Below are 26102 nucleotides of genomic sequence, written 5' to 3' on the forward strand. Positions count from 1 at the left end.
AATAAGTAAGTGTAAATCACAAGTAAAAAGTAGATAGAAATGTCTAAGATTTGTCAAATTACAGGAAAGAAGGCACAGATAGGTTGCAATGTGTCTCACTCAAAGCACCATACAAAGAGAAGCTTTGACGTAAACCTCTTCAGCAAGAAGTTCTACTATGTAGAGGAAGGTTGCTGGATTCAGTTGAAGATTAGCGCTGCTGGTCTTCGCATGATTAACAAGGTAGGTCTGGACGCTGCCCTGAAGCAGGCTGTTGCCAAGGGTTATGTGGACTGGAAGGATATTAAAGTGATAGGAGATTAAGAGATGGCAAGCAAGAAAGCAAAAGGTAATCGCGTTCAGGTGATCCTGGAGTGCACTGAGCACAAGAACAGTGGCATGCCTGGCACAAGCCGTTACGTGACTACAAAGAACCGCAAGAATACGCCTGAGCGTATGGAACTGATGAAGTATAACCCCATCCTGAAGAAGATGACTCTTCACAAGGAAATTAAATAATACGACTGAAGTATGGCAAAGAAAACCGTCGCAACCCTCCATGAAGGCTCAAAGGATGGTCGCGCTTACACAAAGGTAATCAAGATGGTTAAGAGCCCTAAGACTGGTGCTTACATCTTTGATGAGCAGATGGTTCCCAACGAGGCCGTTAAGGACTTTTTTAAGAACTAATTCCTATTATTTAGATAAAAATAAGAGGTCGCAAGTTAATTTGCGGCCTCTTTTTTTGCGATTTCATCGTTTTTTTTGTATCTTTGCACTCGTAATATATTGCAATATGGGAATTTTTGGTCTTTTTAATAAGAATAAGAAAGAAACACTTGACAAAGGGCTGGAGAAGACAAAGACAAGTGTGTTTGATAAACTGACGCGTGCGGTGGCAGGAAAGTCGAAGGTAGACGATGACGTGCTTGACAATTTGGAAGAGGTCCTGATTACAAGTGATGTGGGTGTTGACACAACGCTGAAGATTATTGAACGTATTGAGGAACGCGTGGCAAGAGATAAGTATGTCAGTACGTCGGAATTGAACGCAATCCTTCGAGACGAAATAGCAGAGCTGTTAGCTGAAAACAATACTGAGGACAATGATAATTGGGACTTGCCCAGCGATCATAAGCCATACGTAATCCTCGTTGTTGGTGTGAATGGCGTAGGCAAGACTACAACCATAGGCAAGTTGGCCTGGCAGTTTAAACAGGCAGGTAAGAAAGTTTACCTTGGTGCCGCTGACACCTTCCGTGCTGCCGCTGTTGAACAACTCTGTATATGGGGCGAGAGGGTTGGTGTACCTGTGATAAAGCAGCAGATGGGTAGTGATCCTGCCAGTGTGGCGTTTGACACACTTTCAAGTGCGAAGGCTAATGGTGCTGATGTGGTTTTGATAGATACGGCAGGCAGATTACATAATAAGGTGGGCCTGATGAACGAGTTGAAGAAAATCAAAGAGGTGATGAAGAAGGTTCTGCCTGAAGCTCCTGATGAAGTGATGCTCGTACTCGACGGTTCTACTGGTCAGAATGCCTTTGAACAGGCCAAGCAGTTTGCTGCTGTCACTCAGATTACGAGTCTGGCTATTACCAAGCTTGATGGAACGGCAAAAGGTGGTGTGGTGATTGGTATCTCCGACCAGTTGAAGGTGCCTGTAAAGTACATTGGCCTTGGCGAGGGAATGGAAGATCTGCAATTGTTTAACAAACGACAGTTCGTAGATTCGCTTTTTCAAAGTGAATAGTGAGAAGTTACCGGAATGAAGAAAACGGTTGATATCATTACGATGGGGTGTTCGAAGAATCTGGTTGATTCGGAAACGCTGATGGGACTCTTTGAGGCCAACGGCTATCATTGTACGCACGATAGTGAAGACCCACAAGGTGAAATCGTTGTGGTGAACACTTGTGGCTTTATCAATGATGCAAAGGAAGAGAGTATCAATACGATATTAGAATTGGCAGAGGCTAAGAAAGAAGGACGCATCAAGAAACTCTTTGTAATGGGATGTCTGTCGGAACGTTATCTGGCAGAACTGGAGAAGGAACTGCCTGAGGTAGATAAATACTATGGAAAGTTCAACTATCGCCAACTGGTTGCTGATCTTCAGTCAGAGACTATGCCCGTATGTGAGGGACGGCGTCATGTGACGACCCCTCGACATTATGCTTATCTGAAAATCAGCGAGGGTTGTGATCGCCATTGTGCTTATTGTGCCATTCCACTGATAACAGGCCGTCATCAAAGCCGTCCTATGGAGGAAATACTTGAGGAAGTACGTCAGTTGGTTGCTGAGGGTACCAAGGAATTTCAGGTGATAGCACAGGAACTGACCTACTATGGTGTAGACATAGATGGAAAACAGCGCATTGCGGAACTTATCGAGAAGATAGCCGAGATCCCTGGCGTAGAGTGGATTCGTCTGCATTATGCTTATCCGGCTCACTTCCCTTGGGATTTGCTTAGGGTGATGCGTGAGAAGAAGAATGTATGTAAGTATCTCGATATTGCCCTCCAGCATGTCTCTGACCATATGCTCTCCCGTATGCAGCGCCATGTGACGAAGGCAGAGACTTATGAACTGATAGAACGTATGCGTAGGGAAGTGCCTGGTATCCATATCAGAACTACACTGATGGTTGGTTTCCCTGGTGAGACCGATGAAGACTTTGAAGAACTGAAGGAGTTTGTGAAGTGGGCTCGCTTTGAGCGTATGGGCGCCTTTGCTTATTCCGAAGAAGAGGGTACCTATTCAGAAAAGCATTTCGAAGATGATGTGCCAGAGGATATCAAGCAGGCTCGTCTCGACAAGATTATGCGGATACAGCAAAATATCAGTGCTGATTTAGAAGCAGAGAAAGTGGGCAAAGTGATGAAAGTCATAATTGATCGCAAAGAGGGAGACTATTATGTAGGGCGTACAGAGTTCTGTTCGCCTGAAGTTGATCCTGAAGTGCTGATACCTGTATTAGATCAGCAGTTGAAGATAGGTGAGTTTTATGATGTACGCATCACAGACTCAGAGGAATTTGATTTATACGGAACAACCATCAACATTAATATATGAATAATAAGGACTTTATCGCAGAACTGGCGCAACAGACGGGTTACTCAACAGAGGATACCCAGCGGTTTGTTAACAGTATTGTCGAGGCAATGGGGGATCATTTCCAGGAAGATGATACTGTGGTCATTCCCTCTTTCGGGACTTTTGAGGTGAAGAAGAAGCTGGAGCGTGTTATGGTGAACCCCTCAACAGGTCAACGCATGCTTGTTCCACCAAAACTGGTGTTGAACTTTAAGCCTAATGTTAGTTGGAAAGAACGTGTAAAGAATGGAGGAGGCGAGTGATGGGAAAGATTTCTATACTGGAACTGGCAGCAGTTTTGTCAAAGCGATATGGCTTGAATAAAAATGATGCGACATCTTTTGTTTCAAAGATGTTTGACGTGATTCAACGTTCTCTGGAGCAAGATAAAATCGTTAAGATAAAAGGCTTGGGTACGTTTAAGATTATTGATGTGGATGCGCGTGAGAGTGTCAATGTCAATACTGGCGAGCGTGTGTTGATAGAAGGTCATAATAAGATAACCTTCACGCCTGATGCATTGATGAAAGAGTTGGTAAATAAACCATTCTCTCAGTTTGAAACGGTCGTATTGAACGAAGGTGTCGATTTTGAAGATGTCCCAGAAAATGAGACCGTAGAACCTGATCCTGAGATTGGGAAGGTGGCAGAGCCTCAATCTGAACCAGAAATAGAATCTGAGCCGGAGGTTAAGCTAGAACCTGAGGTTGCCCACGTAGCAGAAGAATCTACTGCGATGCCATTGGTTGATTTTGTGGACGAGGAAGAGGAGGATATTCCTGAATGGGTGATTGAACCTGTTGTAGTTTCAGAGCCTCAACCAGAGCCTCAACCAGAGCCCGAGCCAGAACCCGAGCCTGAGGTTGAAGTTGAGCCCGAACCAGAGCCTGAACCAGAGCCCGAACCAGAGCCTGAGGTTGAAGTCGTTCCTGAACCTGAGCCTGAAGTTGAGCCTGAACAGGAAGTTATTGCTGAGCCTATTATTGAGCCAGAACCTGAATCTGTCGTTGAACCTGAACAAGTTGTTGAACCAGAGCAAGTTGTAAAATCAGAGTCGGAGGCAGATGTTCCTCTTGAAACTGAAAATTCTATTGAGGAAGAGGTTCCTGCAGAGGAAGAACTTCCTACAGAGGAAGAGCTTCCTACAGAGGAGGAAGAAGAGGAATTTGAATATGAAGAAGAGAAGTCTTCAAATGGAAAGAAATGGCTGATAGGAATATTGGCATTATTGCTTGGACTTGTTGGAGGTTATGTGATTGGCAATTACTTCCCATTTGCAGAACTTAAGAAGATTATTGATAAACAGGAAGTTATAAAACCAGAAGAGGCCGAGGTCGCTCTTGCGATAGAAACTGTTGATTCGGTAGAGATCGACTCAGTAGTAGCTGAGCCTGTTGTTGCAGAAGTTGCTCCAACTCAGCCTGCAGAAGAAGAAAAGTCTCAGCCTGCTCCTGTTGTAAAGCCTGTAGAACCCGCAGTCAAACCTGCAGAAACTGCAGCAAAACCTGCTTTGGACAAATATCAGCAAAAAGACGTCAGAGTTCGTACGGGCGCATGGCGCATTGCTGGTACTGCTCAGGTTGTGAAGGTGAAAGAGGGTGAGACGCTTGCCCAGATTTCTCGCCGCTATCTGGGACCGGATATGGATTGCTATGTTGAGGTTTATAATGATCTTACTGCATCTTCTCCATTGAAGGTCGGACAGGAAATCAAAATTCCCAAACTGGAGCATAAGAAGAAAAAATCAGCTCAAACGAGCAATTAAAAGGCTGAATAATGAAAAAGTTTCTTAAAACTTAGGTTTTGGGAAACTTTTTTAATATTATTTAGACAGGCAAATAGTGAGAAAATCCTATTATTTCACTACTTTTGCGCTCAGATTTAGAAAACAATAAAAAGAGAAAATATTATGGCAGAAGCTATTGACATCCGAGAGTTGAATATCCGGATTGAACAACAAAGCGCATTTGTTACAAATCTTGTGACCGGTATGGACCGCGTCATTGTGGGTCAGAAGCATCTTGTAGATTCACTTCTGATAGGTTTACTGAGTGACGGACATATTCTGCTTGAAGGTGTTCCTGGTTTGGCTAAGACCTTGGCCATCAAGACGCTTTCACAGCTGATAGATTCTGAGTATAGTCGTATTCAGTTTACTCCCGACCTTCTTCCTGCCGATGTGATAGGTACAATGATCTATTCTCAGAAAGATGAGAAGTTTCAGGTGAAGAAAGGTCCTGTATTTGCCAATTTCGTTTTGGCAGATGAAATAAACCGTGCTCCGGCTAAAGTTCAGAGCGCACTGCTTGAGGCGATGCAGGAAAAGCAGGTGACTATTGGCAGTCAGACATTCCAGCTGCCGAATCCTTTCTTGGTAATGGCTACTCAGAATCCTATTGAGCAGGAAGGTACATATCCACTGCCTGAAGCACAGGTTGACCGTTTTATGCTCAAGGTAGTTATTGACTACCCCTCATTGGAAGAGGAGAAGAAGATTATTCGTGAAAACATTGCTGGCGAGATGCCTAATGTTACTCCTGTAACTACTGCTGACGAGATTCTGAAGGCACGTTCTGTTGTTCGCGAAGTCTATATTGACGAGAAGATTGAGCAGTATATTGCCGACATCGTATTCGCTACCCGTTATCCTGAGCGTTATGGTTTGAAGGATTTGAAGGACATGATCTCGTTCGGAGGATCGCCTCGTGCAAGTATCAATTTGGCAAAGGCCGCTCGCGCTTACGCATTCATTAAGCGTCGTGGTTATGTGGTTCCTGAGGATGTCCGTGCTGTGGCTCATGATGTGCTGCGCCATCGTATAGGTCTTACTTATGAGGCAGAGGCAAGTAATATCACGAGTGAAGAGATTGTATCAAAGATAATCAATAAGGTTGAAGTACCTTGATGGAAACCAGTGAGATCATCAAGAAAGTCCGTAAGATTGAAATAAAGACCCGTGGTCTGAGTTCCAATATCTTTGCAGGCCAATACCATTCGGCTTTCAAAGGCAGGGGTATGGCCTTCAGCGAAGTGCGCGAATATCAGTTTGGCGATGATGTGCGTGATATTGATTGGAATGTCACAGCCCGTTTCCATCGTCCATACGTTAAGGTGTTTGAAGAAGAACGAGAGTTGACCGTGATGCTGCTCATTGATGTCAGCGGTTCGCTAGATTTCGGAACACAGAAGCAGATGAAACGCGACATGGTGACTGAGATTGCCGCAACAATCGCATTCAGTGCTATTCAGAATAATGATAAGATTGGCGTTATTTTCTTCTCTGATAAGATCGAGAAATATATACCGCCAAAGAAAGGTCGTAAGCATATTCTCTATATTATCCGTGAGATGCTCGACTTTCAGCCAGAGTCTAAGCGAACTGACGTGAAGCAGGCTGTTGAATTCCTGTCAAGTGTGCAGAAGCGTCGTACGACAGCTTTTATACTCAGTGACTTCTATGCCCGTAACGACTTTCAGCAGTCACTTCAGATCGCCAACCGTAAGCATGATGTTGTAGCCATTCAGGTTTATGACCAGAGAGCTAAGGAACTGCCTGATGTGGGATTGATGAAGGTGGTAGATGCTGAAACTGGTTTCGAACAGTATGTTGATACAGGGTCTAAACGGTTGCGTCAGGCATATCAACGTTATTGGCAAAACCGCCAGTCTGATTTGATAGAGACTTTCAATAAGAGTAATGTTGACAATGTCAGTATTGCTACAAACGAGGATTTTGTAAAGTCGTTAATGATGTTGTTTAAACAGAGAAGTTGATGAAGAAGTTTTTCTCTCTTATCATACTTATTACGAGTGCTTTGCGGTTGTCTGCACAAGTTTCAGTAGAGGCGTCGATTGACTCTATTCAGATATTTGTGGGGCAGCAGGCACACGTCACTCTTACGGCTGTTGTCAAGAATCAGTCGAAAGTAGAATTCCCTCAGTTCAAGCCCTTGCAGTATATCACTCCTGGTGTCGAGGTTCTTGATACCAAGGAAATGGAACAGCAAGAAGCAGACAATGGTTATGTATCGAAGTCGGTAATCTACACGTTGACCTCTTTCGATGATACCCTATATTACTTGCCGCCATTGACTGTCAAGATTGACGGCCAGTCATATAAGAGTAAAAGTCTGGCTTTAAAGGTGCTTACCTTTGAGGTTGATACAACGAATGTGGATCAGTTCTTTGGTCCTAAGGACGTACAGGATAATCCTTTCCAATGGAGTGATTGGAGTCTGTCTTTCTGGCTTAGTGTACTCATGCTGGTGCTTATGGCCCTTTGCTATTATTTGTATCTCCGCATGCGTGACAACAAACCGATTATCACACATATCCGTATCGTGAAACGCCTGTTGCCTCATCAGAAAGCTATGCAGGAAATTGAACAGATTAAAGCTGATAAGATGGTTGCATCAGAAAACTCCAAAGAGTATTATACTAAACTTACCGATACGCTGCGTAAGTATATACAGGAACGATATGGTTTCAATGCAATGGAGATGACCAGCAGCGAGATTATAGCCAAACTCACGGCAACACAAGACGATACAGCCCTGAGTGAACTCCGTCATCTGTTCCTGACAGCCGACTTGGTGAAGTTTGCTAAGTATTCTACACTTATCAATGAAAACGATATGAACCTCGTCAATGCCATTGACTTCATTAATCAGACAAAACTGGAGAATGAGCCTGTGGAAGAGACCGTAATGCCACAACTGTCAGAAGAAGACCAGCGTTCTCAGAAGGCGCGTCGCATTCTGAAATCAGTGATTGTTGCTATTTCTGTAGTATGTCTGTCGCTGTTTGCTTATGTGGTATATACGCTTTATCTGTTGTTGAACTAAAGGTAAAAAAGTAAGAATGGAATTTGCCAATAAAGAATATCTGTTGCTGCTTCTGCTTCTCATACCCTATATAATATGGTATGTGATGTATAGGAAGAAGACGGAGCCGACGATGCGTATGAGCGATACATTTGCCTTCCGATATGCTCCTAAGAGCTGGAAGGTGAGGCTTATGCCTCTTTCTCTGCTGCTTCGTCTGCTGGCATTTACTATGATAGTCTTCGTATTAGCCCGTCCTCAGACACAGAACTCGTGGAAGAGTCAGACGATTGAAGGTATTGATATCATGCTGGCAATGGATGTGTCTACCAGTATGCTGGCAGAAGACCTTCGCCCCAATCGTATAGAGGCGGCAAAGCAAGTCGCATCAGAGTTTGTCATTGGACGTCCGAACGATAATATAGGTCTTGTTATCTTCGCTGGCGAGTCGTTTACTCAGTGTCCTATGACTACTGATCATGCCTCATTGTTGAATCTGCTACAGAATGTACGTACTGATATTGCCGCCCGTGGTTTGATAGAAGATGGAACGGCTATTGGTATGGGATTGGCTAACGCTGTCAGTCGTTTGAAAGATTCCAAGGCTAAAAGCAAGGTCGTTATTCTGCTTACCGATGGTAGTAATAATCGTGGCGACATTTCGCCAATGACGGCCGCCGAAATCGCAAAGAGTATGGGTATCCGAGTCTATACTATTGGCGTAGGTACTAACAAGGTAGCACCATATCCTATGCCTGTTGCCGGTGGCGTGCAATATGTAAACATTCCCGTTGAGATTGATACAAAGACTTTAAGTCAGATAGCCAGTGCCACCGAGGGTGACTTCTACCGTGCCACAAATACGAAAGAGTTGCGTAATATATATAAGGAAATTGACCAACTGGAGAAAAGCAAACTTAATGTGAAGAAGTTCAGTAAGCGCTATGAGGCGTATCAGCCTTTTGCTGTAGTGGCTGTGCTGGCTCTTCTGCTTGAAATCCTTTTGCGTATAACTATATTTAGGAGGGTACCATAAAATGTTCAGATTCGAAGATCCCATATATCTCTATCTGTTGCTGCTGATTCCTGTGTTAGCAGCAGTCAGGTTTATATCCTTTAGAAATCAGAAGAAGCGACTGCGCAAGTTTGGCGAGCCGTCACTCTTAAAAGCTCTTATGCCTGATGTATCTCGCTTCCGCCCGTCTGTTAAATTCTGGATTCTTCAGGGGGCATTAGCATTACTTGTTGTAATGTTGGCACGTCCCCAAATGGGTACAAAGATCAGTCATGAGAAACGGGTTGGTATCGAAACGATTATCTGTATGGATATTAGTAACTCTATGCGTGCTGAAGATATCGTGCCCAGTCGTTTGGACCGCAGTAAGATGATGGTTGAGAATCTCGTAGACCATTTCTCCAATGACAAGATCGGACTTATCGTTTTTGCAGGTGATGCATTTGTCCAATTACCTATTACGAGCGACTATGTATCCGCAAAAATGTTCCTGTCGAGCATTGACCCTTCGATGATGGCTTCTCAAGGCACGGATATCGCTCGTGCCATTGATATGGCTACACATAGTTTTACGCAAGAAGAGGGTATTGGTAAGGCTATTATCGTGATTACCGATGGAGAAGATCATGAAGGCGGAGCTCTTGAAGCCGCAAAGGCAGCCAATGATAATGGTATGCGGGTATTCGTGCTTGGTGTGGGCTCTGTTAAGGGAGCGCCTATTCCCATTCCTGGCAGTAACGATTATATGACCGATAATACAGGTAATACTGTTATGTCTGCTCTTAACGAAGATATGTGTAAGCAGGTTGCTCAGGCTGGTGGCGGTGCATATATTCACGTAGAAAACAATAGTGCTGCTCAGGAACAACTTGACAACGAACTTGATAAACTTTCAAAGAAAGAAACTTCTACAACTGTGTATAGTGAGTTTGACGAACAGTTTCAGGCCTTTGCATTATTGGCCTTATTGTTGTTGATAGTTGAGATATGTATTTTTGATCGTCGGAATCCGTTGCTCAGAAACATATCGCTATTTGGGAAGAAAAAACGCGTAGCAGTCATGCTGTTAGTATTCATGACTACGCTGACAGCGAGTGCCCAGATGACGGATCGACAATATATCCGTCAAGGTAATAAGCAGTTCCATGCAGGCAATTATGCCGATGCAGAAGTATCTTATCGTAAAGCTGTAGAGAAGAATCCCAAGAACCCGCAGGCTGCCTTTAATCTTGGTAATGCGCTGATAGCTCAGAAAAAGGATTCTGCAGCTGTAGAGCAGTTCCAGAATGCCGCAGGACTTGAGACCAATCCTCTTCGCAAGGCCCAGTCTTATCACAATATGGGTGTTGTCTGTCAGACTCATAAAATGTATGACGAAGCCATTGAAGCATATAAGAATGCGCTTCGATTGAATCCGAACGATGATGAGACACGATATAACCTTGTGCTCTGCAAACACCAAAAGCAGAAGCAGGATAAGAATAAACAGAATCAGCAAGGTAACGATGACAAGAAACAAGATGATAAGAAGAAAGATCAGCCGAAACCTGATCAGAATAAAGATAAGCAAGACGACAAGAAGCAGCAGGAACAGCCCAAACCCCAGATGAGCAAGGAAAATGCTGAACAGTTGTTGAATGCCGCAATCCAGAATGAGAAACAGACGCAGGACAAGATGAAGAAAGCCCAACAACAGCCTCAGCGTCGTAGGAATCAGAAGAATTGGTAGATATGAAGCGAATAGCAGTTATAGTATATATGATGATGGTCGCTATAATGGCCATTGCTCAGAACCTTGTAGGTTCTGCGCCTTCTCATGTGGCAGTTGGCGAACAGTTCCGATTAACCTATAAGGTAAATACGCAGGATGTTAGCGAATTCCGGGCGGGTAACATTCCTAATGAACTCGAAGTGTTGATAGGTCCTAACCGTTCTATGCAGTCGAGTTATCAGATGATTAATGGACATACCAGTTCGACTTCTTCTATCACATATACTTATATTGTTGCTGCTACTAAGAATGGAACTTATACGATTCCGCCTGCACATGTTACTATTGGAGGAAAAACCATAGCCTCTAATGCTATCAAAATCCAAGTGTCGGGTTCTGCTCAGGGTAATAGCAGTTCTCGTCAGCGACAGAACGATGATGATGATGTTGAAATGAGAGATGCCGGTAGCCGTATCTCGGGTTCTGACCTTTTTATCAGAGTGAGTGCCAATAAGAAACGTGTTCATGAGCAGGAACCTATACTGCTAACATATAAGGTTTATACTTTAGTGTCGCTTACGCAGTTACGTGGCGACATGCCAGACCTGAAGAGCTTCTATACTCAAGAGGTTGACTTGCCTCAGCAAAAGAGTTTTTCTATCGAGCATGTCAACGGACGTCCATATAGAACATGCACATGGAGCCAATATGTCATGTTCCCTCAGATGACAGGAAAACTGCAGATACCAAGCATCACTTTTGAAGGCATTGTTGTACAGCAGAACCGTAATGTTGATCCGTTTGAGGCATTCTTTAATGGCGGCTCGGGCTATATAGAGGTTAAGAAGAAAATCGTGGCTCCAGGTATAGAGATTCAGGTTGATCCGTTGCCAGAGCGTCCGGCAAACTTCTCTGGTGGAGTGGGACAGTTTAATATCTCAGCTCAACTCAACAAGACAGAGACAAAAGCTAATGATCCAGTCTCTATGCGTATCATTGTTAGTGGCAGTGGTAATCTGAAGCTGATAAAGGAACCGGTTGTTCAGTTCCCTAAGGATTTCGATAAATACGAAGCTAAAATTACCGATAAGACAAAACTTACTGCTAATGGTCTTGAGGGGTCAAAGATCTACGATATTTTGTTTGTTCCTCGTCACCAGGGCAAATACGAGATACCGCCAGTTGAATTTACTTACTTTGATACAGCAACAAACTCATATAAGACCGCTCGTAGTGAGAACTTTGTGTTAGATGTAGAAAAAGGCTCAGAAATAGGTTCTGTAAGTGATTTCTCAGGACAGGAAGATCTCAAAGAGCTGAACAAGGATATTCGTTTTATCAAGACAGGCAAGGTTTCTCAGCAGGGTATTGATAGTTTCTTCTTCGGATCTACGACTTACTGGATATGTCTTATTGCTCTTGCTCTTCTCTTTATCTCGCTTTTCGTAGTATTCCGTCAGCGAGCCATCGATAATGCCAATGTTACTAAGATGCGTGGCAAGAAAGCTAATAAGGTGGCTACTAAGCGACTGAAGAAAGCTTCGCGCCTGATGGCAGACAATAAACCTGACCAATTCTATGATGAGGTTCTGCGTGCTCTTTGGGGATATGTTGGCGACAAGTTGAATATGCCTGTAGAACATCTTTCTCACGATAATATCAGTCAGCGTCTTACAGAGCGTCAGGTGGATGCTGATGTCGTAGCCCAATTTATGGAAGCTCTTGATGAATGTGAGTTTGAACGTTATGCGCCAGGCGATCCTAAAGGAAATATGAATAAAGTATATGAGAAGGCCATGACGGCTATCGAGAAAATTGAAGAGACGATGCGTAAGCGTCGCTCTACTAAGTCGGCTATTACTGTTGTCTTGCTTCTCTTCCTTTTACCGTTAAGTTCTCAGGCAGTTACTAAGACTGAGGCTGACAGTGCTTACGTAAGAGGACAATATCAGCAAGCTATCAGTGATTATGAAACCTTGCTTAAGAATGGTGCGTCAGCAGAATTGTATTATAATCTTGGCAACTCATATTATCGTACGGAGAACATCACTCGTGCGGTTCTTAATTATGAACGTGCTCTTCTGCTCTCTCCTGGTGACCGTGATATCCGCTTTAACTTGCAGCTTGCGCAAAGTAAGACTATAGATAAAATCGTGCCCGAGTCTGAGATGTTTTTTATCACATGGTATCATTCGTTGGTTAATCTTATGAGTGTCGACGGATGGGCTCGCACCGCACTTATTTCTTTATCTCTTGTCATTATTCTCTTGTTGGTTTATCTTTTCTCGGAACGTATCATGTTGCGTAAAATAGGATTCTTTGGCGGTTTTGTCCTGTTACTGCTTTTCTTGTTCAGCAATCTGTTTGCAAGTCAGCAGAAACAGAATCTTATATATCGCAAGGGAGCGATTGTGATTTCCCCTTCAGTGACAGTTAAGAGTACTCCGGCTAAGAATGGCACTGATTTGTTTATCCTCCATGAAGGAACCAAAGTCAATATCACTGATGGTTCTATGAAGGGCTGGAAGGAAATCCGTCTTGCCGATGGCAAGGAGGGATGGATTGAGAGTAGTAAGATTGAAATCATTTGATGCCTACCGCTCATGTTTATAGATATACTTCTCACAGCCGATGGACTCTTGTCAACTCTCGAACAGTTAGACAAACAGATGTTGTTGGCAGTAAATGGCAGCGAATCGCTATATCTGGATCGCCTTGTACTCACACTTACCCATGGGGCAACGTGGATTCCTCTATATATTAGCCTGTTTTATCTCGTATTGAGGAATAATAATAGTTTGAAGCGTGTTCTCAGTGTGCTTTTCGCCGCTGGTTTATGTTATCTGTTAGCAGGCGCTGTTGATGATGGTATTATAAAACCTCTTGTGGCCCGTTGGCGACCTACTCATGATCCGGAAATCGGTCTTATGGTTGATATCGTGGATGGCTATCGTGGTGGTAAATATGGTTTTTTCTCTGCCCATGCCTCTAATACGTTCAGTATTGCCATTCTTTTTTGTTGGATTGTGCGTAGTCGTCTGTTGACTACGGCTCTGATTATTTGGTCGTTTACCAATTGTTGGACTCGTTTGTATCTTGGCGTCCATTATCCAGGTGATATTCTTGTAGGACTTATCTGGGGGGGCGTATCTTCCTCTTTTGTATATTTTTTATACCATTTCACTCTTGATCGGAATCGTCCCAGACAGATTCGACTCAATCAGTATACACGTACAGGCTATGCCTATGAAGATTGCAACATTCCTGTTTTCGTTCTTGTTGTAACTTTGGCGTTTGCCCTTTTAAAAGCATGTTTTTTATGAATTCTAATCCCAGACACATTCGTATTGGCGACTATAATTATCCGCTTCCCGACGAGCGTATTGCCAAATTTCCTATTGCTCAGCGCGACCATTCTAAGTTGTTAGTTTATCGTAAGGGAGAGGTTGGAGAGGATGTATTCTATCATCTTCCCGATTATCTGCCTAAAGGTGCTCTTATGGTGTTCAATAATACCAAGGTCATTCAGGCTCGTATGCATTTTCGTAAAGATACAGGAGCCCTGATAGAGGTATTCCTGCTTGAACCTGCTGATCCTACGGATTATGAACTTATGTTCCAGTCCAATGATCGATGTGCATGGTATTGCCTTGTTGGTAATTTGAAAAAATGGAAAGAGGGTGCTCTTTCGCGTGAGATAGAAATAAAAGGTCAGAAAATCATCGTTAAAGCTACTCGTGGTGCTATTCATGGCACCTCCCACAGAATTGATTTTGAGTGGGATGCCCCTGTCTCTTTTGCAGAAATTATCGACGCCATGGGTGAACTTCCTATTCCGCCATATCTTAATCGTGAGAGTCAGGAAAGTGATAAAACGACCTACCAGACTGTCTATTCTAAAATCAAAGGCTCTGTAGCTGCTCCTACAGCAGGCCTTCATTTCACCCCAGAAGTGTTGGCTGATATTGATGCCCATGGAATAGAGCGTGAAGAACTTACCTTGCATGTAGGTGCTGGTACTTTCAAACCTGTAAAGAGTGAAGAGATAGAAGGACATGAGATGCATACTGAGTACATCAGTGTACGGCGCGATACCATCCGAAAACTGATTGCTCATGATGCCTCAGCTATTGCCGTTGGTACCACTAGTGTACGTACTCTTGAAAGCCTCTATTATATGGGACTTAAGGTGATGAATCAGCCCGACTTGTCAGAAAATCAGCTTCATGTTTGTCAGTGGGAACCATATGATACAAATTGCTCTGTTTCAGCGCTTACATCGTTGGAGAGCCTTGCAGCATGGATGGATGCTCATAGTCTTGATGTACTTCATTCGAGTACCCAGATTATCATTGCTCCAGGCTATGAGTATAAGATTGTAAAGATGCTGGTTACCAATTTCCATCAGCCTCAATCTACGCTTCTTCTGCTTGTGAGTGCCTTTGTAAAAGGCGATTGGCATAAGATATACGACTACGCCCTCGCTCATGAATTCCGTTTCCTGAGTTATGGTGATTCGTCATTATTGATTCCATAAAAAACAGGGGCGCACATCTCTGTGGGCTCCTGTTGAGATAAATCTATTAACCAATTAAAAACACAAATTATTCATAAAATAGTGCACATCTCTGTGGACTTAAATCTTAATCACTATTATTAGTATTTTAAAACTATGACTTATGTCTTGTTCTCCTTTCGTAATGCAAAGGTACATATTTTTGTTGAAACATCCAAGCGCAATAAGGTAACAATCGACGAACTGAGAAGTTTTGTCGATAATACGGATTTTTAATTTGGTACGTTAACAGTTATTTACAATTTATATATTGCGGTTTAGGTGATAAAATTTGCTTGTAACGATTATTATTCGTACCTTTGCAGGCGTATGACAAGCGAATATCAGATAAGAGTAGTGCCAGAAGTAGCGGCCCAAGAGGATAGGTTGAAAGCTTATCTGGCTGATGAACATGGTATAGACGTAAGGACTATCTATGGTGTTAGGATCTTGAAACGTAGTATAGATGCGCGACAGAGACAGATATATGTAAATCTGAAAGTAAGAACATATATTAATGAACAGCCACATGATGATGAATATACGCATACAGAATATGGTAATGTAGAGGGCAAGCCTCAGGTGATTGTGGTTGGTGCTGGTCCGGGTGGCTTGTTTGCTGCATTACGATTGATAGAATTGGGACTGAGGCCTATTGTATTGGAGAGAGGTAAAAATGTACATGAACGAAAAAAGGATCTTGCAAATATTACAAGGACTCAGAAGGTTGATGCTGAAAGCAACTATTGCTTTGGAGAAGGCGGCGCAGGTGCTTACTCTGATGGAAAACTGTATACGCGTTCGAAGAAAAGGGGGAATATTGATAAAATACTGAATGTGTTTTGCCAGCATGGTGCTTCTCCAGCGATATTGGCCGACGCACATCCGCATATAGGAACCGACAAACTTCCCAAAGTGATAGAAGCCATGCGAAACACCATCATCAATTCAGGTGGTGAAGTTCATTTCCAAACCAAGATGACTCAGTTGATATTGGAGGGAAATCAGGTTGTTGGAGTACAGGCGGTAGATAATTCTCAATCCTCAGATTCAAACATACAATTAGAATTCAGGGGACCTGTCATCTTGGCTACAGGGCACTCTGCAAGAGATGTATATAGATATCTTTCTGAAGCAAAGGTCGAAATTGAGGCAAAGGGGATTGCTGTGGGTGTCAGATTGGAACACCCAAGTCAGTTGATAGACCAGATACAGTATCATTCGAAATCGGGCAGGGGGCATTGGTTGCCTGCTGCAGAATATTCAATGGTGACACAGGTTGAAGGACGAGGTGTATATTCGTTCTGTATGTGTCCTGGTGGATTTGTTATCCCTGCCGCTACTGATAAAGAACAAATCGTCGTAAATGGTATGAGTCCCGCCAATCGCGGTACGGCATGGAGTAATAGCGGTATGGTGGTAGAGGTACGACCAGAAGACATCACAAACCAGAAAGAGGGTAGTGTGTTAAAGGTGATGGCTTTTCAGGAGGAGTTGGAACGACTTTGTTGGCAACAAGGCAATATGAAGCAGACGGCCCCTGCACAGAGAATGGCTGATTTTGTAAATAACCGTTTGAGCTATGACTTGCCTAAGTCGTCGTATGCACCAGGACTCGTATCAAGTCCGTTGCATTTCTGGCTTCCCAAAATGATATCGAAACGTTTGCAAGAAGGATTTAAAGCTTTTGGCAGAAATGCCCATGGATTCTTAACCAATGAGGCGACCTTGATTGCTGTTGAGACGAGAACATCTTCGCCAGTGCGTATTATAAGAGATCGCGATACCTTGCAACACATTCGTATTCAGGGACTTTTCCCATGTGGCGAAGGTGCGGGCTATGCTGGAGGAATCGTATCGGCTGGTGTGGATGGTGAGCGTTGTGCGGAGATGTGTGCGCAATATCTTGCACAATGAAAGATTAGAAAATGTAAAAATGTGGCAATTTAATTGAAAAAGATTTGGAACTTCCAAATCTTTTTCTTATCTTTGCCATATAAATAAAAGGAAAATGTTTAACTAATATACCAGGAATTATGAATAGGGAGGAACAATTCGTGATAACCATCAGCCGTCAATTTGGTACTGGCGGACACGAGATCGGAGCAGAGATGGCGCGCCGTTTAAACGTGAAGCTGCTCGACAAACAGATTCTTAATGAAGTTGCCAAGAGAAACCATGTAGTGGAAGAAGCGATGGAGAAGATAGAGTCCCGCAATCCTTTGTGGCGTGACGACTTTACCAATTTCTATCGTAATTACATGAGCAAGGCCGAATATGACGGAACGGAGCATGACCAGACGTCACGGGATTTGTTTAAAGCTCAGTGTGATGCTATCAAGCATATCGCTGCAGAGGAATCGTGTGTTATTGTTGGCCGATGCGGATTCCACATCTTTGAAAATCATCCTAATTGTCTCAAGATTTTCATTCACTCTTCAGAAGATTGCCGGAAGAAGAGAATTGCCGACAAGTTTGGACTCAGCCTGAGGGATGCTGCAGCCATGGTAGTAGATAATGATTACAGTCGAGAGCTTTATACCAAGACTTTCACAGGCAAGGATTGGACGGATGCTCGCAACTACGATATATCAATAGATGTGAGGAAATTCGGCATCAACGGGGCTGTTGACTTCTTAATGAAGTGCATTGAATAGAAAAACTTATGAAAAATTTGTGTATATACCGTTTTTTTAGTACCTTTGCACTCTGAAATTTCAAAGTTGGTAATTACTAAAAAAACGGTATAATGAATATTTCCTACAAATGGTTGAAGGAATACGTTGATTTCGACCTGACGGCTCAAGAGGTGTGTGATGCCTTGACGTCAACAGGTCTGGAAGTCGACGCATTGGAAGAAGTACAGAGTATCAAAGGTGGCTTGAAAGGGCTTTATGTTGGTAAGGTGCTGACATGTGAGGCCCATCCTAATTCAGACCACTTACACGTAACAACTGTAGACTTAGGCAAGGGCGAGCCTTCTCAGATAGTATGTGGCGCACCAAATGTGGCTGCTGGTCAGAAGGTAATCGTAGCTGATTTGGGCTGTGTGCTCTATGACGGCGATCAGGAATTCGTCATCAAGAAGTCTAAACTGCGTGGTGTTGAAAGTAATGGCATGATATGCGCTGAAGACGAGATTGGTATCGGCAATGATCACGCAGGTATCATCGTGTTGCCAGAGGATGCTGTGGTAGGTACGCCTGCTGCTGAATATTATCATTTGGAGAGCGATTGGCTCATCGAAGTGGACATTACAGCCAACCGTGCTGATGCATTAAGTCATTGGGGTGTTGCCCGCGACCTTTATGCATGGCTCAAGCAGAATGGCTATCAGACATCACTGCATCGCCCGGATTGCTCAGGTTTCAAGGTCGATAACAACGACCTTCCTGTCAGTGTGACCATCGAAAACATGGAGGCTTGCAAGCGCTATGCTTGTGTAAGTATCACAGATTGTGAGGTGAAAGAGTCTCCTGATTGGCTTAAGAACAAGTTGACTACTATTGGACTGCGTCCAATCAATAATATCGTCGACATTACCAATTACATCATGATGGCTTACGGACAGCCTCTGCACTGCTTTGATGCAGACATGGTGAAAGGCCACAAGATTGTGGTGAAGACAATGCCTGAGGGCACGCCGTTCCAGACTCTTGATGGTGAAGAGCATAAGCTCTCTGAGCGCGATCTGGCCATCTGCAACGCAGAGGATCCGATGTGTATCGCTGGTGTGTTTGGCGGTAAGGGTAGTGGTACCTATGAGACGACCAGAAACGTTGTGCTCGAGAGTGCCTATTTCCATCCTACATGGATTCGTAAGAGCGCTCGTCGTCATGGACTGAGCACAGATGCCAGCTTCCGTTTCGAGCGTGGTATCGATCCCAACGGAACTCTTTATGCACTTCAGCAGGCAGCTATCCTCTGTAAGGAGTTGGCTGGCGGTAAGGTCTCAATGGAAATCTGCGATGTATATCCAGAGCCAATGAAGAACCCCATAGTTGAGTTGAATTATGATTATGTTCACTCATTGGTTGGTAAGACCATCCCTGTTGAGACGATTAAGAGTATCTGTGAGACACTCGAGATGAAAGTTCTCAGTGAGACAGCCGAGGCGTTGACACTCGAGATTCCTGCCTATCGTGTAGATGTACAGCGTCCTTGTGATGTGGTAGAAGACATCCTGCGTATCTACGGATATAACAATGTTGAGATTCCTACTCAGCTGAAGGGCTCGCTTGTCATAAAAGGTGACGAGGACCAGAAGCACAAGTTGGCTAATCTGGTAAGTGAGCAGTTGGTTGGTGAGGGCTTCAACGAGATTCTGAACAACTCGCTGACCAAGGCTGCCTATTATGGTGAGAGCGACACGCTGGTTAGAATCATGAATCCTCTGTCGAGCGACTTGAATGTGATGCGCCAGTCTCTGCTCTATGGTGGACTGGAGAGTATCCAGCACAACGTGAACCGTAAGCGTCAGAACCTGCGTTTCTTCGAGTTTGGTAATGTTTATACGTTCGACCCGGCGAAGAAGAACGATGATGATCCGATGCAGGCCTACAAAGAGCAGTATCATGCAGGTCTTTGGGTTACAGGTAAGCGAGTTGAAGGTTCTTGGGCCCACCAGAATGAAGACTCTACTTTCTATGAGCTGAGTGCTTATGTTGAGAATATCCTGCGCCGCATAGGTGTGAAACCTGGTATGCTTGTTCGTAAGAAGTCAGACAACGACATCTTCTCTGCAGGTATTACCATCGAGAATCGTGGTGGCAAGAAACTCATCGAGATGGGTATCATCACTAAGAAACTTCTGAAGCAGTTCGGCTTGGATGCACCTGTTTACTATGCAGAATTGAATTGGACAGCCCTGATGAAGGTCATCAAGAAAAACGAGGTGCTCTATACGGAAATTTCTAAATTCCCTGCCGTTAGTCGTGACCTGGCTCTGTTGGTCGACAACAGCGTTGAGTTCGCTCAGATTGAGCAGATTGCCCGTCAGACAGAGAAGAAGCTGCTGAAGAAAGTGGAACTCTTCGACGTTTACGAGGGCGATAAGCTGCCTGCAGGTAAGAAATCGTATGCTGTGAACTTCATTCTTCAGGACGAGGAGAAGACCATGGGCGACAAGCAGATTGAAGCCATTATGAACAAGCTCATCGCCAATATCAAGAAGCAGCTGAATGCAGAATTAAGATAATAATAAAATAATAGAAAACAATGGGAAGAGCATTTGAATATCGTAAGGCTACGAAGCTGAAGCGATGGGGCCACATGGCCAAGACTTTTACAAAGATCGGTAAGCAGATCGCTATTGCCGTGAAGGCAGGCGGTCCCGAACCAGAGAATAACCCCGCACTCCGTGCTATCATCGCCAATGCCAAGCGTGAGAACATGCCGAAGGATAATATCGAGCGTGCCATCAAGAACGCAATGGGTAAAGATCAGAGCGATTATAAAGAGGTTACATACGAGGGATATGGCCCTCACGGAATTGCCATCTTCGTTGAGACTCTGACCGACAACACTACACGTACCGTAGGTGACGTTCGCTCAGTGTTCAACAAGTTCAATGGTAACTTGGGTACTCAGGGCTCTCTGAGCTTCCTGTTCGACCATAAGGCAGTGTTCACCTTCAAGAAGAAGGACGGACTGGATATGGACGAGATGATCCTCGATCTGATTGACTATGGAGTTGAGGATGAGTACGACGAGGACGAGGAGGAGAACAGCATCACCATCTATGGCGACCCCACAAGTTTTGGTGCCATCCAGAAGCATCTGGAGGAGAACGGCTTTGAGGTAACTGGTGCAGAGTTCACACGTATTCCTAACGACCTGAAAGAGGTAACTCCAGAGCAGCGTGAGACCATCGATAAGATGGTAGAGAAACTTGAGGACTTCGACGATGTCCAGACGGTTTACACAAACATGCAGCCTGAAGCATAAAAACAAAATCCCTCGCCAGTTGGCGGGGGATTTCTTATTTAATAGTCTTTATCTGTCAGAGTTACTTCCATCAGGATCTTCGAAGGGTCTTTCTCCGAACGATAGGTGTAAGTAAATCGATAATGATTATCTTTGTAGGTTTTCATCGCAGTACTGTTCTTAAGGTTTTCCTTCAGAATCTGCTCTCCGCCGATTTCTTCCATCACCCCCTCACGATCGGCTATGCCTGTCAGTGTATAATGATAATGTAGGGTGTGGGTCTCGCGCTCAAAAGTGAGACTGTCAATGTTAATATTCTTGTCAAGTTTCGCAGGACAATTCTTCTTGGTGTACTCTTTGGCCTCTCGGGCACAACGGTCTTCAAGGGATTCCTGACAAGAGGCGAAAATAAACGCAAATAAGCCAATAAGGCAGAACTTTTTCATAATGAATGCTATTTTTTGCCTGCAAAGATACAAAAAAAAGCAAAATTATTCTGTTTCTACTCCTTTTTTTGTAACTTTGCATTTCAAAGTCAGACAAATTTACATGAATCATATAAGAAATTTTTGCATCATAGCGCATATCGATCATGGCAAGTCGACACTTGCAGACCGTATGCTTGAGTTCACCAAGACCATTCAGGTTACGGAAGGACAGATGCTCGACGATATGGATTTGGAGCGTGAACGTGGTATCACTATCAAGAGTCACGCCATCCAGATGGAATACAAACATCAGGGCGAGAACTATATTCTGAACCTGATTGATACTCCGGGACATGTGGACTTCTCATACGAAGTAAGCCGTTCGATAGCAGCCTGTGAGGGTGCGCTGCTGGTAGTCGATGCTACCCAGGGTGTACAAGCACAGACCATTTCTAACCTCTATATGGCTATCGACCATAATCTGGAGATTATCCCTGTTATCAACAAAATCGATATGCCCAGTGCTATGCCCGACGAGGTTGAAGATGAGATCATCGATCTCATCGGTTGCGACCGCTCTGACATCATTCGTGCTTCGGGTAAGACTGGTGAAGGTGTGGAGCAGATCCTCGACGCTGTGGTGGAGCGTATTCCTCATCCCGTAGGCGACGAGAAAGCACCTTTGCAGGCATTGATTTTCGACTCAGTGTTCAACTCCTTCCGTGGTATCATCGCATATTTTAAGATTGTAAATGGTTCAATCAAGAGTGGTGACCATGTGAAGTTCTTCAACACTGGTATGGAATATGACGCCGATGAGATTGGTGTGCTGAAGATGGATATGATTCCCCGTAAGGAACTGAAGACTGGCGATGTCGGCTATATTATCAGTGGTATCAAAAACTCTAAGGAGGTGAAGGTCGGCGATACGATTACACATGTCGCTAATCCGTGTTCCGCAGCCATTGAAGGCTTCCAGGAGGTAAAGCCCATGGTGTTCGCTGGTGTTTATCCCATCGATCCTACAGATTATGAGAATCTGCGTGCCTCACTTGAGAAACTGCAGCTTAACGATGCCTCATTGACTTTTATGCCAGAATCGTCTATTGCTCTTGGATTTGGTTTCCGCTGTGGTTTCTTGGGACTACTTCACATGGAGATCGTACAGGAACGACTTGACAGAGAGTTCGATATGGATGTCATTACCACAGTACCCAACGTTAGCTATATGTGCTATACCAAACAGGGTGAGGTGAAGGAAGTACACAACCCTTCAGGACTTCCCGACCAGACGATGATTGAGCATATTGAAGAGCCCTATATCAGAGCTTCGATTATTACGGCAGCCGACTATATCGGCCCTATCATGACGCTCTGTCTCGACAAACGAGGAGAACTGATTGATCAGCAGTATGTTAGTGGTAATCGTGTCGAGCTTCACTTTATGCTTCCATTGGGCGAAATTGTGATTGACTTCTATGACAAGCTGAAGAGCATCTCAAAGGGCTATGCTTCATTCGACTATCATATCGATGGCTTCCGTCCCTCAAAACTTGCTAAGCTTGACATCCTGTTGAATGGTGAACCTGTTGATGCCTTGTCTACGCTGACCCATCAGGATAACGCCGTGACTTTCGGACGTCGTATGTGTGAGAAGTTAAAAGAGCTTATTCCACGTCAGCAGTTCGATATTGCCATCCAGGCAGCTATCGGTGCGAAGATCATTGCGAGAGAGACGGTGAAGCAGGTTCGTAAAGACGTGACAGCCAAGTGTTATGGTGGTGACGTGAGCCGTAAGCGTAAGTTGCTTGAAAAGCAGAAGCGTGGTAAGAAGCGCATGAAGCAAATCGGTAATGTGGAAGTGCCGCAGAAAGCTTTCCTTGCCGTGTTGAAGTTAGATTAGTTTAGAACAATAATAAAAGAATAATATAAGACCTATGCCTAACATTAGTATTACAACCAGAGATGTGGCCCGAGAGCTTGCTCGTCGTTATTCTACGATGACGCATGATGAGTTGGACCTTCTGGAGAGTATCCTTGTACCCATGAAGTTCGCCAAGAATGAGATGATTCTCAAAGAGGGCGATGTATGCACTAACATCTATTGGGTGGTGAAAGGACTGGTTCGCCAGTTCTATTATAAGAACGATAAAGAACTCACAGAATATATGGCGACAGAGAATTCTATCGTTATGTGTATTGAGAGCTTGTTTCACGAAGTGCCTACATATCTGCAAATCAAGGCGCTTGAGCCGACCATCCTCATCGCCATGCCTAAGGCCGACCTCGAGGCTGTGGCCATGAAGAGTGTGAACATCCAGATCCTGTATCGTAAGATTCTGGAAGAGTCGCTCATTCTGAGTCAGCATCATGCTGACATGTTACGTTTTGAGAGCGCTCAGGATCGCTATATGAAGTTGGTTAAGAATCAGCCACAGCTGGTACTGCGAGCACCGCTGGTCTACATCGCAAGTTATCTGCAGATGACACCAGAGACTCTCTCGCGCGTTAGAACAGCAGCGCTGATGGAAGGAAAATAAAAATAAAAGCTTCTCAGTAATGAGGAGCTTTTATTATTCAGTGACGCTCGAGAAACAGAGCGTGGTCTATACAACCGGGCAGCTCGTTCTGATAGTGCGTGACGTAGATAAGCGTCTTATTGCCGTCTTTGCAATAGTCGTCAACAATATGCTTTACCATTCTGCGGTTCTCATCGTCGAGACCGTGAAGTGGCTCGTCTAGAATCAGCAGGTCGGGCTCCTTTACAAACGCACGGGCCAACAACACCAGTCGCTGTTCGCCACTCGACATCTCCATGAACTTACGTTCCGCCAGATGGCCTGCACCAAACACCTCAAGCCATTTACGGCATCGGGCTTTTTCTTCCTCGTTAGCCCTCACATACAGACCAACCGTATCTTTCAGTCCGCTGGCCACAATCTGCAAGGCAGGGATGTTTTGCTTATAACTGCGATGCATCTCTGGCGACACATAGCCTATGTGGCGTTTTATATCCCAGATGCTTTCGCCACTACCGCGTTTATGACCAAAGAGCGATATGTCGCAGGCATAACTCTGGGGATTGTCGGCACATACCAGCGAGAGTAGGGTAGACTTACCTGAGCCGTTCTGACCAGAGAGCGACCAGTGTTCGCCTTGATGAACCGTCCAGTCCAGGTCTTTTAGTATTGTCCTTGCGCCATAGCGTATGCTTACCTTGTTAAACCTGATGACCTCTGGAGTCGCTGTCGACAAGCCTAATCGTGTCGGGTTCTGCTTTACCGCATCTTCTGTCTGCTTTGGTATGTGAGGCTTTTTGGGCATCACATGCATATCCCTAACCTCTACGATATGTGTAATGAAGTCAGGTATCTCATCGGTCTTGGCCAATACAAGAATGATTTGCAGCCCCTGCTCGCGTGAGAGCGTGTCGAGAAGATCTCTCAGTTGCTCACGTGTCTGAGCGTCGAGACCGATGAAGGGATTGTCCATAATGAGCACCTTGGGATGACTGAACAGCGACGAAGCCAGTTTGAACTTACGCAACTCACCACTCGACAGCAGGATGATATACTTGTCGAGCAGAGGCTCCAGATGAAACAGCTGATAGATGTGCTGTTGCAACGTCCTACGTTCAGGCGTGTCCTCACCAGCCAGTTGGAATGCTTCTTCAAGCTTGCTTCCTACAGTAGGTGTCTCCTCGTCAATCTCCATCTGATTCCAGCGCTGCTGTAAGAAGTACGTGCGGTCGTTATCGCCGCCGTAGGTATCTCGGAAGGATATGTGTCGTATGTTGTTATATGGCGCATCGAAGGCATATCTTACCATATCGGGAAACACAGGATGTCTCCCCGTTATCATGTCCACCAGCATCGACTTGCCCGCACCGTTACGTCCTGTGATAGCTATATGTTCCCCTTCGTCGAGACAGAAGTCTACAGGTTCCGCCATCGCCCAGTCGGGTTTCTTCGTCCTTCCGGCTATGATTTCAATCGTCTTCATCTTTTGTCTTACGCTTAGACACTTTGTCTTGGTTCTTATTCACAAAGTCCTTCCATCCCCGATACTTCACATCACTTACGGGACGCCCCATCTGCAGGTAGTGACAATAGGCTGCTCCCAGCGCATCGGTGGCATCCATAAACTTACCCATCTCGTCCTGAGGAATCTTCAGTAGTCGCTGTAACATACCTGCCACCTGTTCCTTCGATGCATTACCATTACCTGTAATGGCCATCTTGATCTTCATAGGGGCATATTCGTGGATGGGCACACCATGGCGTATGGCTGCTGCAATGGCTGTTCCCTGAGCTCTGCCGAGCTTCAGCATCGACTGCACGTTCTTGCCGAAGAAAGGCGCCTCGATGGCCATTTCGTCTGGCAGGTAACCGTCGATGATGCTGGTCACACGCTCGAAGATATGGCCCAGTTTCAGGTAGGCGTCAGGGAACTTACGCAGGTCGATGACACCCATCGTCATCATCTGTGCCTTTCCGTCCACCACCTTCAGCAGACCGTATCCCATGATCGTTGTACCGGGATCGATGCCTAATATCACTTTCTCCATCG

At 44.6% G+C, this 26102-nt stretch carries 24 protein-coding genes; 21 read left to right on the forward strand and 3 right to left on the reverse strand.

Annotated features, from left to right (window positions below):
• Window positions 1–39 precede the first annotated feature (39 nt).
• The 19 genes from rpmB (at window position 40) to BMX82_RS00695 (ending at window position 21126) form a co-directional block, all read left to right on the forward strand.
• Complete coding sequence (rpmB, locus tag BMX82_RS00605) at window positions 40–303, forward strand: 50S ribosomal protein L28 (RefSeq protein WP_036912102.1); 264 nt, start codon at window positions 40–42, stop codon at window positions 301–303.
• Window positions 304–306: 3 nt separating this feature from the next.
• The gene (rpmG, locus tag BMX82_RS00610) at window positions 307–498 is read left to right on the forward strand and encodes a 50S ribosomal protein L33 (RefSeq protein WP_028903476.1); all 192 of its coding nucleotides are present in this window, start codon (window positions 307–309) and stop codon (window positions 496–498) included.
• Between the two features lie 12 nt (window positions 499–510).
• Window positions 511–669 carry a DUF4295 domain-containing protein gene (locus BMX82_RS00615; protein ID WP_006950479.1) on the forward strand — a complete coding sequence of 53 codons (159 nt, stop codon included), beginning with the start codon at window positions 511–513 and terminating at the stop codon, window positions 667–669.
• A gap of 106 nt (window positions 670–775) precedes the next feature.
• Window positions 776–1732: a signal recognition particle-docking protein FtsY gene (ftsY, locus tag BMX82_RS00620; protein WP_036912105.1), complete on the forward strand. Its 957-nt coding sequence runs from the start codon at window positions 776–778 to the stop codon at window positions 1730–1732.
• 15 nt (window positions 1733–1747) lie between these two features.
• On the forward strand, window positions 1748–3055 hold the full coding sequence (gene rimO, locus BMX82_RS00625) for a 30S ribosomal protein S12 methylthiotransferase RimO (RefSeq protein ID WP_091765192.1): 1308 nt from the start codon (window positions 1748–1750) through the stop codon (window positions 3053–3055).
• Window positions 3052–3339, forward strand: a complete 288-nt coding sequence (locus BMX82_RS00630; protein WP_036912110.1) for an HU family DNA-binding protein — start codon at window positions 3052–3054, stop codon at window positions 3337–3339. Before rimO ends, BMX82_RS00630 begins: the two co-directional genes overlap by 4 nt.
• A complete protein-coding gene (locus tag BMX82_RS00635; RefSeq protein ID WP_091765193.1) occupies window positions 3339–4841 on the forward strand; it encodes an HU family DNA-binding protein in 1503 nt (500 codons plus the stop codon). The genes BMX82_RS00630 and BMX82_RS00635 overlap by 1 nt, the downstream gene beginning before the upstream one ends.
• A 144-nt stretch (window positions 4842–4985) precedes the next feature.
• The gene (locus BMX82_RS00640) at window positions 4986–5981 is read left to right on the forward strand and encodes an AAA family ATPase (RefSeq protein ID WP_091765196.1); all 996 of its coding nucleotides are present in this window, start codon (window positions 4986–4988) and stop codon (window positions 5979–5981) included.
• A complete protein-coding gene (locus BMX82_RS00645; protein ID WP_091765199.1) occupies window positions 5981–6850 on the forward strand; it encodes a DUF58 domain-containing protein in 870 nt (289 codons plus the stop codon). Before BMX82_RS00640 ends, BMX82_RS00645 begins: the two co-directional genes overlap by 1 nt.
• Complete coding sequence (locus tag BMX82_RS00650; protein ID WP_091766186.1) at window positions 6850–7920, forward strand: BatD family protein; 1071 nt, start codon at window positions 6850–6852, stop codon at window positions 7918–7920. Before BMX82_RS00645 ends, BMX82_RS00650 begins: the two co-directional genes overlap by 1 nt.
• Window positions 7921–7936: 16 nt before the next feature.
• Window positions 7937–8935, forward strand: coding sequence for a vWA domain-containing protein (locus BMX82_RS00655; RefSeq protein ID WP_091765202.1), 999 nt, complete (start codon window positions 7937–7939; stop codon window positions 8933–8935).
• A 1-nt stretch (window position 8936) separates the two neighbouring features.
• Complete coding sequence (locus BMX82_RS00660; RefSeq protein ID WP_091765203.1) at window positions 8937–10643, forward strand: VWA domain-containing protein; 1707 nt, start codon at window positions 8937–8939, stop codon at window positions 10641–10643.
• Between the two features lie 2 nt (window positions 10644–10645).
• Entirely contained in the window at window positions 10646–13216 is a 2571-nt protein-coding gene (locus BMX82_RS00665; protein WP_177171981.1) for a BatD family protein, read from the forward strand.
• Window positions 13217–13228: 12 nt separating this feature from the next.
• Window positions 13229–13948, forward strand: a complete 720-nt coding sequence (locus BMX82_RS00670) for a phosphatase PAP2 family protein (RefSeq protein WP_036912126.1) — start codon at window positions 13229–13231, stop codon at window positions 13946–13948.
• Complete coding sequence (locus tag BMX82_RS00675) at window positions 13945–15162, forward strand: S-adenosylmethionine:tRNA ribosyltransferase-isomerase (RefSeq protein ID WP_091765209.1); 1218 nt, start codon at window positions 13945–13947, stop codon at window positions 15160–15162. Before BMX82_RS00670 ends, BMX82_RS00675 begins: the two co-directional genes overlap by 4 nt.
• A 348-nt stretch (window positions 15163–15510) precedes the next feature.
• Window positions 15511–17097: an NAD(P)/FAD-dependent oxidoreductase gene (locus tag BMX82_RS00680; protein WP_036912132.1), complete on the forward strand. Its 1587-nt coding sequence runs from the start codon at window positions 15511–15513 to the stop codon at window positions 17095–17097.
• A 119-nt stretch (window positions 17098–17216) separates the two neighbouring features.
• On the forward strand, window positions 17217–17837 hold the full coding sequence (locus BMX82_RS00685; protein ID WP_036912135.1) for a cytidylate kinase-like family protein: 621 nt from the start codon (window positions 17217–17219) through the stop codon (window positions 17835–17837).
• A gap of 92 nt (window positions 17838–17929) precedes the next feature.
• Window positions 17930–20377 carry a phenylalanine--tRNA ligase subunit beta gene (gene pheT / locus BMX82_RS00690; RefSeq protein ID WP_036912138.1) on the forward strand — a complete coding sequence of 816 codons (2448 nt, stop codon included), beginning with the start codon at window positions 17930–17932 and terminating at the stop codon, window positions 20375–20377.
• Window positions 20378–20397: 20 nt separating this feature from the next.
• Entirely contained in the window at window positions 20398–21126 is a 729-nt protein-coding gene (locus BMX82_RS00695; RefSeq protein ID WP_036912141.1) for a YebC/PmpR family DNA-binding transcriptional regulator, read from the forward strand.
• A 38-nt stretch (window positions 21127–21164) separates the two neighbouring features.
• Here BMX82_RS00695 and BMX82_RS00700 read toward each other — a convergent pair whose 3' ends face one another.
• A complete protein-coding gene (locus tag BMX82_RS00700) occupies window positions 21165–21551 on the reverse strand; it encodes a hypothetical protein (RefSeq protein WP_091765212.1) in 387 nt (128 codons plus the stop codon).
• 103 nt (window positions 21552–21654) lie between these two features.
• Here BMX82_RS00700 and lepA point away from each other — a divergent pair, with 103 nt between their 5' ends.
• A complete protein-coding gene (gene lepA / locus BMX82_RS00705) occupies window positions 21655–23436 on the forward strand; it encodes a translation elongation factor 4 (RefSeq protein ID WP_036912145.1) in 1782 nt (593 codons plus the stop codon).
• 34 nt (window positions 23437–23470) lie between these two features.
• The gene (locus BMX82_RS00710; RefSeq protein ID WP_036912148.1) at window positions 23471–24073 is read left to right on the forward strand and encodes a Crp/Fnr family transcriptional regulator; all 603 of its coding nucleotides are present in this window, start codon (window positions 23471–23473) and stop codon (window positions 24071–24073) included.
• Window positions 24074–24110: 37 nt separating this feature from the next.
• On the opposite strand, the gene BMX82_RS00715 is transcribed toward BMX82_RS00710, so the two are convergent.
• A complete protein-coding gene (locus BMX82_RS00715; protein WP_091765214.1) occupies window positions 24111–25535 on the reverse strand; it encodes an ATP-binding cassette domain-containing protein in 1425 nt (474 codons plus the stop codon).
• Window positions 25522–26100, reverse strand: coding sequence for a crossover junction endodeoxyribonuclease RuvC (ruvC, locus tag BMX82_RS00720; protein WP_091765216.1), 579 nt, complete (start codon window positions 26098–26100; stop codon window positions 25522–25524). Before ruvC ends, BMX82_RS00715 begins: the two co-directional genes overlap by 14 nt.
• Window positions 26101–26102 lie beyond the last annotated feature (2 nt).

The organism is Prevotella sp. khp7 (genome assembly GCF_900109055.1).
In the GTDB taxonomy this organism is placed as follows: Bacteria; Bacteroidota; Bacteroidia; order Bacteroidales; family Bacteroidaceae; genus Prevotella.